This window comes from Nocardia sp. NPDC041819, from assembly GCF_055590505.1.
This window is the reverse complement of record NZ_JBVJAP010000006.1, coordinates 26,443-39,138: the sequence shown is the minus strand read 5'-3', so window position 1 is coordinate 39,138 and position 12,696 is coordinate 26,443. Positions and strand designations below refer to the sequence as shown.

Genomic DNA, 12,696 nt, shown 5'->3' with positions numbered 1-12,696 from the left:
CAGGCAAAACCTCTGTACAGCGGCGCGCTTACCGTCACATGTAGACCAGTTTCTGAATCCAGATTTTGTCGGTGGCCCGTTGTGACGCCGGAGGAGGCGCTGCCCCTCGGAATAGTGCCGGTCACAAAAATTTGTTTGGGCCGTTTTCGCTGCGCTATCGCCAGTACGTTGATACTGGAAAACTCCTGATGCTGGAGAGGCTGCCGGACACTGATATCTCGGAACCGTCGTCCCGCAACTGCTTTCGATGCCTGATGTTCGACCGACCGGCCCGGCCCGTAGGCCTGGCGAAGGAGAAATATGTCCACGGATACCGATGCTTGCCGTATATCGGCCGCTCCATCGGGGAGCCCCTGGTTCGATCGGCTTTCGTCGATCGCCCGCCATGATCTGCCCGCCTCGATCGTGGTGTTCCTTGTCGCCTTGCCGTTGTCGCTGGGCATTGCCATCGCCTCCGACGCCCCGATTGCCGCCGGCCTGATCGCGGCCGCTGTGGGTGGCATCGCGGTCGGCTTCCTCGGTGGGAGCCCGCTGCAGGTCAGTGGTCCGGCGGCCGGCCTCACCGTGGTCGTCGCCGAGACGATCCACCAGTTCGGCTGGAAGACAACCTGTTTCATCACCGCCGCAGCCGGCCTGTTGCAGATCATGTTCGGTTTGAGCCGGATCGCGCGTGCCGCGCTGGCGATCGCGCCGGTCGTCGTGCATGGCATGCTCGCCGGTATCGGTGTCACAATCGCGCTGCAGCAGGTGCACGTGCTGCTGGGCTCGGCGTCGCGCAGCTCGGCCTCCGAGAACATCACCGAACTCCCCGGTCAGCTGCTGAACGCGCACGGTGACGACTTCGTCATCGGCGTGATCGTCATCGGCATCATTGTCGCCTGGCGCCGGGTACCCGAGAAGGTTCGCTTGATCCCAGGCCCGTTGCCCGCGGTGCTGATGGGTACGATGCTGTCGCTCGTGCTGCCTGGCGATCCGGACCGCATCAAGATCGACAGCTCGCTGTTCGACGCCATCGGCCTGCCCGCCGCGCCCAGTGGCAACTGGGGCGGGGTGGTGCCGGCGGTGCTCACCATCGCCTTGATCGCCAGTGTGGAAAGCCTCCTATCGGCGGTGGCCGTGGACAAGCTGCACACTGGCAGGCGTACCGACTTCGACCGCGAGCTGGTGGCTCAGGGCGCGGCCAACATGACCTCCGGCATGCTCGGTGGACTTCCGGTCACGGGCGTGATCGTGCGGAGTTCCACCAATGTGGCCGCCGGTGCCCGCACCCGGGCCTCGGCGATTCTGCACGGAGTGTGGATTCTGGTGTTCTCCATCGCGCTCGTCGGCGTCGTGCAGCAGGTCCCGAAGTCGGCGTTGGCCGGGTTGCTCGTCGTGGTGGGCGTCCAGCTGGTGAAGCTGGCCCATATCCGGCTCGCCCATCGCACCGGCGAGCTGGCGGTATACGCGGTGACCATGGTCAGCGTGGTGTTTCTGAACCTGCTCGAGGGCGTGCTGATCGGCTTGGCTATGGCGTTCGCGATGCTGCTGTGGCGAGTGGTGAAGGTATCGGTGCAGGTCACGCCGGTGGCGGGCACCGACCGCTGGATCGTCCGCGTCGAGGGCACGTGCACGTTCCTGGCGCTGCCGAAGCTGACCCAGAAGCTGGCCATGGTGCCGACCGGTACGGACGTGCTTGTCGAGCTGACCGTCGACTTCCTCGACCACGCCGGCTACGAGGCCATCCACGATTGGGTCCGTCAGCACGAAAGTACTGGTGGAAAGGTGGAATTCGTCGAGATCGGCACCGTGCGCATGGAGCACGCCATGACCGGCCCGCCTCGGCGCGGCCGGGCGCGCGGCATGCTCGACGAGGTGCTCGGCCCGTGGCGAGACCGAAACGGTGACGCGGTCGCCGCCGGCGTCGTCGCCTACCATCGCAGCCACGCCCACGTGATCCGGCCGCACCTCGACCAGCTGCGTGACCAGCAGAATCCGCACTCGCTGTTTCTCACCTGTGCCGACTCGCGCATCGTGCCCAATGTGATCACCAACAGCGGTCCTGGTGACTTGTTCACCATCCGCAATGTCGGCAACCTGTACCCTGCGGACGGCTCGGACGCGTCGGTCGAGGCTGCCCTGTCCTTCGCGGTGGACAACTTGAAGGTGCACAACGTGGTGGTCTGCGGCCATTCCTCCTGCGGTGCCATGACGGCCCTGCTGGCCGGCGCCTCCACCGGACCGGGACTGGACAACTGGCTCGCGCATGCCCGCCCGAGCCTGGATGCCTACCGTGCTGGGCACCCGGTGCGGGCGGCCGCGGCGGCCGCGGGTTATGACGAAACCGCCCAGCTGAGCATGGTCAACGTCGCCGTTCAGCTCCAGAGCCTGCAACACCACCCGGTGATCGGCCAGGCCGCCGCTGCCCGCGGCCTGACGGTATCGGGCCTGTTCTTCGACATCTCCACCGCCGGCATGCTCGAAGTCACCACCGACGGCGTCAGCGAATTCACTGATCAGGTCGACGAACCGGTCATGGTGACTGGCAGGGGGCGAGTTCGCTGGTCTGGCCGATGAACTCGCGTCCATGGTGATGGCAACACGTGCTCCGGCCAACGCGGTGCCCTTCGGAGTCCGGCTGGACTCCTATGCGTGACCATCTCCCCACTGCCCGCGCTGTTGTGATACACCGCGAGGGCGTGGCACCGCCACCCGTCGTCTGCCGACCGGGAACATCGGTGAAGATGTGTCGAGACGCGGCTCAACCTCTCCGCAGTTCGATGAGGGCCGGGTCAGCGGCGGGAAGGTGGGCCCGACAGTCGCCCGGCTCGCCACCGTGCCGTCGCCCGCCCGATCTCGGTTGCTGGAGGCTCGCCGTAGAGCCACTCCCGGGCCAGTCGATGCCAGTTGTTGGTCGTCTCGAGCTGACCGAGTGCAGCGAAGGTGAACAACTCCGCACGCTTGGAGAACACGTGCTCGGCCGGAAGCAGTTGATGCCGCATACCGCGGAATTCGTCCGCCCTCGGGTCGACGGCGAGCACCACTGCCGCGGTGGCGAGTTCGGGGGTGATCGTGATCTCCTCGTCGAGCAACTGCCAGCCCGAGGCGGCCCACACGTACTCCAGGCAATCCTGTGGTGTAACGCTCGCGTCCGGGTCGATGATGCCGCGGCCGATCCACGCCTGGTACAGATCCTCGGCCCGGTGTTCCCCGGCGGCGAGCAGGGACGCGCGCTCGAATTCGGCGTCCGTGGGGTTCATCCGGTGATAGAGCCCGAAATCCACGAAGGCGAGGCGACCGCTCCCGTCCAGAAGGATGTTGCCGGGATGCGGGTCACCGCAGAACTCGTAGTCGGAGAACAGCGAACCGATGTAGAAGCGGTAGATCAGTTCACCGATCCGATCTCGGTCGGCTCCAGGCAGAGCTTGCATCTCTTGGAAGGACCTACCTTCGACGAACTCTGTCACAAGGACGTGGTGCGTGCAGTGTTCTCCGACGCTGTCGGGGACGGTGATGAAAGGATGTTCGTGGAAGCGCGACGCGACTGCATGCTGAGTCCGCGTTTCGCGCAGGTAGTCGAGTTCACCGCCGATGTTGCGTGCGATCTCGTCCAGGACGGCGGCGTCGGCTGCGCTCGGCAACACGGATCTCCACAATTTGGCGAACAACTGCAAGTTGCGCATGTCCGCGTGGACGGCCTCGTCCACACCGGGGTATTTCACCTTCACCGCGACCATGCGTCCGTCATGCAACTTCGCCCGATACACCTGGCCGATCGAGGCTGCGGCCACCGGCGTCTCCTCGAAATCGGCGAACACTCGGGACATCGGCCCGAGATCACCCTCGATGACCTTCCGCATCGCCCTGAACGGAACCTCCGGTGCGCGATCTCGAAGTTCGGCGAGCTTCACCCGAAACAGTTCACGGTGGGATTCGGGGACGAGGTCGACATCGAGAACCGACAGCATCTGGCCCAGCTTCATCGCCGCACCTTTCATGCCGCCGAGCACTGTAACCATTTGCTGCGCGGCTTGCAGAGCGGACCGTTCGGCGAGTATCTGCCGGGCTTCGTCCGGCCGGCCGATCATGGACAACCGGGTCCCGACTCCACGCGCCGCCTGCGCCGCGACCAGTCGGCCCAGCCGAGTGCCCCGCGCCAGTCGACCTCTGGACAGCTGACCGTCCGCCATCAGCACCTCCGTGGGCCAGCCCATGACCAATATCGCGTGCCGCTGAGGTCGGCCGTTCCCGCGACGTCGGCCGTCGATTCAACGGTCTAACAACTTACAAGACGCGGCAGTGATAATCGACAGCTGAAGGTGAAGTGAGCACAGCTCTTTTTCAGTCCGAAACCAGGGAAGTGTGATGCCGCACAGAGCCGCCCGACAGCGCCGCCGTCCGACCCAGCGGCGCGCGAAGGAGACGAGGGAGCGGATACTCGACACCGCGGCGCGGTTGTTCGGTGAGTGTGGAATCGCTGAAATCTCGACGAACCGGATCGCGGCGGAGGCCGGGTTGAGTATCGGCACGGTCTATCGGTACTTCCCCGATCGGACCGCGATCGTCGATGAGCTGCTCGCGCGCCTTCTCGAAACCGCGGAGCGGCGCTTCACACACTGGGTGTCCGACTTGTCGCAGCGCCGGATTACCCAGCTGCACCCCTCGGTTCCGAGAATATCCACGGAGATATCGGATCTGTTGGCCGAAGAGTTGGTCGCCAACGCGCATCTGGTGCGCGCGCTGGGCGGCGAAATGCAATCCAATGGCAGCCGGATTCCCGAGTTCGAACTGCGTCTGCGTCCGCTGGTCAAGGTGCTGTTGATCCAGCTCCTCGGTCCGGGAGACGATCACAAGCATGATGTGATGGCGTACGTGCTGATCAATATCGGCTTCGCGGCGGTGCTGCGCACAACGGCCCAGGAGGTCGACGACCACAAACGCCGCGAGGCCATCGCGATGACCGCTCAGATGATTGGCGCATGGCTCGAAACTGAAGTACGGGCAGCTCGACTGACGTCGCTACCCTGAGCCCTGCTGCCAGGACTGTTTCGGCGCGTCCTGCGAGTAACCCCGGGAGTGTGTGCCGATCGGCCAGGAATCGAAGGTGGCCGGGTTGGCCAACTCGTCCGGCCGCACTCGCAGGTTCGGTGTGCAACCAGTTCACCGCTCTTCGAGCGCCCCGTCCGCGCTCGTAGGGTGGCAACAAATCCGTCCAACGGCGTTCATCGCCAACCGCTCGATCTTCTGCGATCTGATGGACGATCTGTGGTCGGCACCGAATCCGTCGTTCCGCCCTGCTCGGACTGCGACGACTGGCGTCCACAGCTGGATCCAGTGGCAGCAGGATCGCCCAACTCCTGGCCGACGCGCGCTACGCGCTCGACCTGTGAGCGCTACCGCAAAAAGTGAGCAAACGTCTCGCATGATCGCCGCAGAATTTCTTCGACTGCCGGGACCAACGGTGCTACGCCGCAGGTTAATGCCGTTATTCACCGATGTCGAGGGGTGGGGCAAAGAAGAGTGGAAGGTGAGTTCGACATCCTCTTATCGTTGGACCAACCGATCAAGGGCCGCAGGTCGAATGCGTGCGGCGTGGGAGTTTTTCGGCGCGGCGGCCGAACGCACCATCGGCCAGTAGAGCCGCAGCAACTGGGCGGAAGGGAGTCGACGATGACAACCAACGGGGCACTTCGGAATGGATCGACCGTCTCGGGCGAACCGATGCCAATACCCACACGGGGCGTGCAGGGGGCGTCTCGGCAGCTGGCCAGGCACTCCATCGACAACGTGTCGACCGCCATGCTGCCCGGTGACGACGTTGCCCGGTTCTGCCTCGAGCTGTCGGTCAGCATGCTGGACGGGCAGGATATTCCGGCGAAGACTGGTCGGCTGTCCGATGCGGCGGCCGATTGGGCCCGGGAGGGCGTCCCGATCGACACGATCCTGCATTCCATCCATGAAGGATTGAAGCTGGGTATGGATCTCGTCTTCTCGAACGGGACGGTGAAGGACTACACCAGTCTGGTGGACGGCATGAAACTGGTTGTGGAAATGCTCGACATCATGAGCGCCACTGTCGCCCGTGTTTATGTCCGTGAGTCCAAGGCGGCGGTCAGTGAACATCACACCGCCGTTCACACTCTGACCTCCGCACTGCTGGGGGGATACACCACCGCCGCGATGGTCCGCGCAGATGGAGTAGGCATCGCCGAGGAGTATTCGGTTCTGGCAGTGGAGGTTCCGAACCACCCGGATGAGCAGCATCCGATGCTCGACGGCAAGGTCGTCGCCCGCCGTAAGCTGCGCCGCCTGCAGGCCGAACTCGCTACCCGTTGCGGCGAGCATGCACTCGCGCTGCTCAGTGTGGACGGCGGGACGATCCTGATCCCGACTGTGACGCTGAGCGACGAGCGCCTCGACGAACTGCTCGCCCAGCTGTCGGCGGCCGCGCGGGTACCGGTGACAGCGGTTGTTGTCACCGCGTCGGCCACTGGAGTCCCCGGTGCGGCCGATCGCGCTCACGAGCTGCTCGACATGGTGCGACGGCTGCAATGTGCCCCCGCCCTGTATCGTTTCGCCGATATGGCGCTGGAATACCAGCTGACCAGGCCGGGGCCGGGTCGTGAAGCTCTAGGGTCGCTGCTGGACTCCCTCGACGATCATCCCGAGCTGTTCCAAACCTTGCGGAGTTACATCAGCAACAACCTCATTCGCCAACGCACCGCCCGCTCGTTGCAGATCCACGCCAACACTGTCGACTATCGGCTCAGGCGCATCAGCCAGGTCACCGGACTCGATCCCACCACCACGTCGGGTGTGTGGCAGCTACGTTCGGCGCTCATCGCCCGCACGTTCAGCAAGCGCAGCCATCCCGATATCCATGTCGACGCCGTGTGAACAGCCAGGCGGACATATTCGCCCTCTTCATCTGCCTGCCTCTTGTTGTGAGCAGGTTTGCGCACGAGCTGTCAGTCGTTGAATATGACCGCAACGCAGCCGAGCGGCCAGCTCCGGAGCCTAATTGTGGTGGTGGTTATCCGAAGCTTGACAACGCCGCGATTTCGGCTTCGGCTCCTGCCGCGATCAGGCGGGCGGTCATGACGATGACTTCCCGGCGCTCGCCGATATCGGCGTCGAGTAGCGCGGCGCGGACTGCCGCCGCGAAACCGACGTTGATCAGAACGAACGCTATTGCGTCATGGCCATTTTCATTTCCGGGGCCGAGCACCCGGATCAGCAGAACTTCCAGTAGCGCGCGCAGGCGTGGTTCGAATTCCGGGAGACCACTGTTGTAGTAGGCCAGCCCTCCCGCCAGCGCCCGCACCAGCGAGGCGTTGGCCACCAGTTCGTCGGTTATGGACTCGAGAATGCGGACGGCCAGCTCGAGAACGGTACTGCCGACGGAATCGGGCACGCTGCGAATGAGGTGCTGTTCGATACTTTCCAGCAGCCTTTCCAGCAGTTCGTCCACCATGACCGCGCGGTCGGCGAAGTGTCGGTAGACGGTATTGACGCTCACCCCGGCCTCGGCGGCGATCCGGTTGGTCGAGGTATTGGCGATCCCGTGTTCCCCGAACAGGCGTGCGGCACAATCGAGGATATGCTCCCTGGTGGCTTTCGCGCGTTCCTGTGTCGGACGACGAGTCGCCTTCTTCGCCGGGGTCACGTACCCGCTCCTGTCTGCCGGCGCAGGAGGCCCGGTGTAGTGCGACCTGACGGTGCGCCGATTGTTCCGCGTTCAACCTGCGTCATACCGAGTCCTGCGTGCGTTCGGACTCGACCCACGCCGCGACCGCACGCGCGGTGATGCTGAGAGCCTGTTGACGTTGCGGGGTGTCGATCTCGAGCACCGACGCGCGGAGCGCTGCCGCGATCCCGGTATTGATCAACACGATGCTCATGATGTCGTACTTGTGGTCGTCGCCCGGTCCGAGGAGCTGGATAACCAGCACCTTGGCGAAAAGCCGTAGACGCAGTTCGAGTTCGGGGATGCCGGTGTCATAGAACGAGACGCCGACCGAGAGCGCACGTATCAACTGGGCGTTGTCCCTCAACTCGTCGGTGATGACCTCCAAGATGGAAACCATCAGCTCTGCGGTGGTTTGCCCAGCGAGGCCGAAGACATGCTGAGTGAAGCGTTGTTCGGCATTTTCCAGTAGCCGCTCGATCAGCTTGTCCACCATGACCGTGCGATCGGTGAAGTAGCGGTAGACGGTGCCGACGCTCACTCCGGCCTCGGTGGCGATCCGGTTGATGGAAGTGTTGGCGATCCCGTGTTCTCCGAACAGGCGTGCGGCGCTATCGAGGATATGCTCGCGGGTTGCCTTCGCACGTTCCTGTGTCGGACGACGGGTCCCACTGTTCGGCGGCATTAGATACTCCTGCCTGCTGTCGCCGGGAAGATCACCGTCGCCAACTCTACGGTCTGTACCAGCGGCCGCAGCCCGGAACTGCCGCAACGAAGCGACGACTGGGGCAGGCGCTCCTACTCCGTGACGGCAAGTCCAACCGAAGGGCACCTAGGTAGGCCCAGTAATTGCATGAGTCACATTTTCGCGACGGGCGACCGCCGCCTACACTGGTCAGCCAGTCCCAGGCCAGCCACCCGAAGACTCACAGCGAGCGTGGGGGCATAGCCACTCGGTATGGCGCCGTGGCGTTCGGGGCGGGGCGGGTGTAGGCCCACAAGCCTGGCTACGGTTGGCTCCCGGGGCCCGAATTCGACCGGCCTGGTACCGAGTCGTCGCCAAAGAATATCCGCCGGAGGCCCGATCGGAGGTGAAGATCGAGTTAATTACATTGCGAAATCAGAAGTCTGACCGCACTTCAAGATCCAAATGCGGCCTATATAACGATTCCGATTCCGGATATCTATCCGTCATTGGCCCCGGTGGTCGTGAGTTTGGGGTTGAAGATCCGTCGGGGGCAGTAATTTTGTCGTACTCTTCGGCTGTGCGTGAGTGTTTGGATCAGGTCACGAAGCTGGCGGTTGTAGTGCTTGACGTTGGCCTGCCCGGTTCCGGCCTTTTGACCCTTGAACCAGAACTTGCCCATGTCGAAGGCGATCTTGCCCTTCTTCTCCAGCTTGTCGGGCGCGTTGGGGTCTTGCGGCAAGAAGATGCCCACCACGCCGATGTGCCCGGTGAACCGCACCGAATCGACCAGCCGGTTCATGGTCATCGCCGAATCCTCATTTCCCTGCGGGTCATGAGCCTGATAGCCGACGCACACACAACCTTTGTCGGCGCCGTGCCCGTTGGTCTGCTCCAGCACCTGCTCGACCGGGTCGCCCTTCGAGTCGTCGATCGGTATGACGCCGATCTGCTCGGCCAGGCGCAACCGGTCTGGATGCCGGTCCACTATCATCACCTTGCTCGCGCCCTGGATCATCGCCGAATATGCCGCCATCAAGCCCACCGGGCCGGCCCCGTAGACCACCATCGAATCGCCACCGCAAATACTCGGCCTGTCCGCCCCAGAACGGTCCCATCCCGGCGAAACCATACGCGGCGCCCGCCATCTTCGGATCCGGATGCACCGTCAGGCAGAACGCGGTCAATCCTTCCTTGCAGTTTCGGCAGAAACCGCAACCGATGTTGAACGGCAGGCACACCCGGTCCCCGGCGGTGACCTTTACCACCGCATTGCCCACCTCGGCGACGATCCCCAAGTTCTCGTGACCGAGGACCATCCCGGGCTCCAGATCGGTGCGGCCCTCGTACATGTGTAGGTCCGACCCGCAAATGTTGGTGCTGGTGATCTTTACCAGCACATCGGTCGGCTGCTCGATCCTCGCATCGGGCACATCCTTCACATGAACCTCACGGGGCCCGTCGTACACAAGCGCTTTCATCTCGCTACTCCCTTACATGCGGCGTTTCCGGTTGCCGCCCGGCGGCCACAGGCGGTTACGTGTGACCGACCGAACGAACGAACCGTTCTGCTAGGGCAGCCGACGCGACAGCGCACGCAACGGAAAGAACACACCAAAACTAAGGCACACCACCATGTTTCGCGTCATCGACAACAAGCAGTGGGTGCATTCCAGGCGTCGTCATTCTCTCCACCCTGGAGTCTCCTCTTTCGACTCCGCGATCGCTAGGGGTTGACATCGGTCTCATTGATTTGTGGGCTCGGCTCCTTCTCTTCATCGGTCGACGGTGTGATGCTGGATCATGTCCACCACCTCGAACAGGAGACCCGACATGGCCACCAAGGCGCTGCTGGTCCGACTCGAAGCCAAACCCGGCAAGGAAAACGCGGTCGTGGAATTCCTGCGATCGGCGCTGCCACTCGTCGAGCAGGAGCCCGGCACGAAGCCCTGGCTCGCGGTACGGTTCGGCCCCTCGACGTTCGGCATCATCGACGCATTCCCAGACCAGGCCGCCCGCGAAACACATCTCAATGGGCCGGTCGGCAAGGCCCTCGGCGAACGCGCCGACGAACTCTTCGCTGCGCCGCCCGAAATCAGCAACCTCGACGTGCTCGCCAACAAGCTCTGAACCCCCGCTGGAAACAGCCCGCCCGCAAGCTCGACAGAACCCGCGTCACCCACCCGACCGCGAACTTCGGCACGCGAGTCCGCCGAACCTGTCGGATTCTCGGTGCGCAACGACGAGGTGAGCGCAGCCTGATGGTCACCGGGCCGCCACCAAAGTTCCGCGCAACTCGGGACATCCTCCACGACCACCATGCTCACCAGGCCAAAGCAACTCAAATCGGCGTGGGTTCGGTCCGGAGTTGGTGCCGGGTGGGCGTAGGAGCACAGCATGTGTCCGATGGGGCGTCTCAGGCGTCGGGGGCGGCCTCGCCAGGTGGTGTCGACGACAACGGCGTTGGCCATGCGCAGGATGACGATGCCTCGGCGGTGGAGTCCTCGCGCTGGTGGCCGCCGTTCCTGGCGCGAGCGGACATGGAGCCCGTGACTCCCGGTGCTCCCGTGGCTACACTGTGTGGCGTAGTTGGCTTCCCACTTTCGACCTGCTGGGACCTTGTCACACCGCTCAGCAGTCCCGATCTTTCGTATCGGAGTTCTACTCGTGGAAGCACCGGAGTAGTGGCTGATGCCCGGAGTGCGCGCACCGGCCGCCTCGAGCGGGTTCCGGCACTTCTATGCCCCAGCCGGGTTGGGAACGCCACCGCCTCCCGTTCTGTCGACGCCTACAGGCGGATGAAGAACTTTCAGCGGTTGAGCCGCCCGTGAGTTCAAGCGGTTGACCGACCGGCCACACGCCGAACTGGTTCGCGCCGGCTCGGCGAACACCGAATCATCGACGCCCAGGGGCGCGATGGCAGAGTCCAATCGTGGAACCTCGCCGATACGTCCGAACCAACCTGCCCGCCAGGCAATAGCAACGTTCGACAACTACGCCGACGCTGAAAGCGCCGTCGACTACCTCTCCGACCACCATTTCACGGGCGACCGAGCAGCGACTGCCGCATCCATGCGAACCCTCATTTCGAGCTCACGTAATTTCGAAACTCAACTCGCATGCTCCCACCGCTATCCACTGAACCTCAGCACACTCCCACACAACTGAAACTACCCATTACCAGTCTCCGCTCTGTCCTGCCGCGCATGGACGCAAAGGCCGGTGAGATGGTTACCGCAGCGCAAATGCGGGCGTTATTCGGTCACTGCCTACATTCGAATGCCGAGGCGATGATCGCCGCCGGAGTAGAAGCACTCGCCGCGGAGGGCATCGACTTCGGTGAGACTCCCAAAGTTGGACCACTTCGATTGTGCCGCGACCCCCATTTCTGGGAAATTTCCTCTGCGGTTCTTGTGAGATGCTATTTATACGATCTCAATCGTCGGCACAAGGTGGCTTGATGGATATCAACTCGTCGAAGGGCAAAACAGGTCCCACGCCCTCACCATCCCCGGGGCCGTCGCCTATAGCACCCCCCAAGGGCTGGCAGGTGCCGCTCGACCCTCCACCCCGGGCATCCAAGGCTCTCGCCGACTACATAGTCGCCGCCCGGCGAGTATTCCAGGATCTGGTTGATACGCTGGGCACTCCGCGATACGCGGTACCGCCACCAGTGGTTCCACCCGCCGCTCCCCCCTTGCTGCAGGCCGGAGCTACCAGTCCGAACGGGTCGGCCGCCGCATCGTACGCGAGCTCCCAGGATGTTCTCCGAAGTCGCTCAGCGGCGTGGCGCGGCACGGACGGCACGGTCATCACCACCGCTCGAGAGGTCGCCACGATAGGTTCGGCGGCGCTGAAGCAAATTCAAGACCTGGTCCATCGGTTGCAAGACGTGTTGAACGCGGCCAGCCTCGAGCGAACAGTGCCTGCCGCTTACATCGAACGCCCTTCCACTGATGTTCTGGCTTCTTACGCGGAATATCAACTTGTCCTCGCCGTCGAGCGAACGCTCCAGCGAGCAATCGATGTCCTCGAGCGCGCACAAAAAGACCTGGGCGATAAATACGTGTTCGGTCCAATTACGCCGGCGATTCCGCTGGTTCCCAAGGGGACGGTGCTGCCCGAGCCCGTCCCTATGCCCCAGCTACAGCGGAATCCGCGGAATCAGGGGACGATGGCGGTATGAACCCCGGCCGGATCCCGAATCGCCGGGCTAGCCGGCAAGCTCCTTACCGTAGCGCCGGGCATCAATCGACCGTCGTGGCGATCCATGCGATGAAATCGGCCTGCTGCGAGACGACGAATTTCTTGCGATCTGCCGTAACGCGCTGATTTCAATCGTCGC

Annotated in this window: 10 protein-coding genes and 2 pseudogenes; 7 read left to right on the top strand and 5 right to left on the bottom strand. The window is 63.5% G+C overall.

The window, feature by feature from the left end; genetic code table 11:
* Positions 1-300: 300 nt before the first annotated feature.
* Positions 301-2,556 carry a SulP family inorganic anion transporter gene (locus ACZ6DL_RS19145; protein ID WP_466052753.1) on the top strand — a complete coding sequence of 752 codons (2,256 nt, stop codon included), beginning with the start codon at positions 301-303 and terminating at the stop codon, positions 2,554-2,556.
* A gap of 215 nt (positions 2,557-2,771) precedes the next feature.
* On the opposite strand, the gene ACZ6DL_RS19140 is transcribed toward ACZ6DL_RS19145, so the two are convergent.
* Positions 2,772-4,169 (bottom strand): ABC1 kinase family protein, encoded by a 1,398-nt coding sequence (locus ACZ6DL_RS19140; protein ID WP_466053262.1) that lies wholly within the window; start codon positions 4,167-4,169, stop codon positions 2,772-2,774.
* Between the two features lie 175 nt (positions 4,170-4,344).
* Between ACZ6DL_RS19140 and ACZ6DL_RS19135 the strand changes: the two genes are divergently transcribed.
* Positions 4,345-5,007, top strand: a complete 663-nt coding sequence (locus ACZ6DL_RS19135; protein ID WP_466052751.1) for a TetR/AcrR family transcriptional regulator — start codon at positions 4,345-4,347, stop codon at positions 5,005-5,007.
* A 642-nt stretch (positions 5,008-5,649) separates the two neighbouring features.
* Positions 5,650-6,876, top strand: coding sequence for a PucR family transcriptional regulator (locus ACZ6DL_RS19130; protein ID WP_466052749.1), 1,227 nt, complete (start codon positions 5,650-5,652; stop codon positions 6,874-6,876).
* 136 nt (positions 6,877-7,012) lie between these two features.
* Here ACZ6DL_RS19130 and ACZ6DL_RS19125 read toward each other — a convergent pair whose 3' ends face one another.
* From ACZ6DL_RS19125 to ACZ6DL_RS19110, 4 genes and pseudogenes are all read right to left on the bottom strand, one after another.
* Complete coding sequence (locus tag ACZ6DL_RS19125; protein ID WP_466052747.1) at positions 7,013-7,645, bottom strand: TetR/AcrR family transcriptional regulator; 633 nt, start codon at positions 7,643-7,645, stop codon at positions 7,013-7,015.
* Between the two features lie 82 nt (positions 7,646-7,727).
* Complete coding sequence (locus tag ACZ6DL_RS19120; protein WP_466052745.1) at positions 7,728-8,351, bottom strand: TetR/AcrR family transcriptional regulator; 624 nt, start codon at positions 8,349-8,351, stop codon at positions 7,728-7,730.
* A 499-nt stretch (positions 8,352-8,850) separates the two neighbouring features.
* A complete protein-coding gene (locus ACZ6DL_RS19115) occupies positions 8,851-9,420 on the bottom strand; it encodes a zinc-binding dehydrogenase (RefSeq protein ID WP_466052743.1) in 570 nt (189 codons plus the stop codon).
* Positions 9,421-9,490: 70 nt separating this feature from the next.
* Positions 9,491-9,703, bottom strand: a pseudogene (locus ACZ6DL_RS19110) (alcohol dehydrogenase catalytic domain-containing protein); the annotation flags it as partial.
* A 481-nt stretch (positions 9,704-10,184) separates the two neighbouring features.
* Between ACZ6DL_RS19110 and ACZ6DL_RS19105 the strand changes: the two are divergent.
* The 4 genes and pseudogenes from ACZ6DL_RS19105 to ACZ6DL_RS19090 all read left to right on the top strand — a co-directional run bounded on the left by ACZ6DL_RS19105 (position 10,185) and on the right by ACZ6DL_RS19090 (position 12,537).
* A complete protein-coding gene (locus ACZ6DL_RS19105) occupies positions 10,185-10,481 on the top strand; it encodes a putative quinol monooxygenase (RefSeq protein WP_355078074.1) in 297 nt (98 codons plus the stop codon).
* Positions 10,482-11,267: 786 nt separating this feature from the next.
* Positions 11,268-11,411: pseudogene (locus ACZ6DL_RS19100) on the top strand (general stress protein); the annotation flags it as partial.
* A 146-nt stretch (positions 11,412-11,557) separates the two neighbouring features.
* On the top strand, positions 11,558-11,812 hold the full coding sequence (locus tag ACZ6DL_RS19095; RefSeq protein ID WP_466052741.1) for a hypothetical protein: 255 nt from the start codon (positions 11,558-11,560) through the stop codon (positions 11,810-11,812).
* A complete protein-coding gene (locus ACZ6DL_RS19090; RefSeq protein WP_466052739.1) occupies positions 11,812-12,537 on the top strand; it encodes a hypothetical protein in 726 nt (241 codons plus the stop codon). The genes ACZ6DL_RS19095 and ACZ6DL_RS19090 overlap by 1 nt, the downstream gene beginning before the upstream one ends.
* Positions 12,538-12,696: the final 159 nt, after the last annotated feature.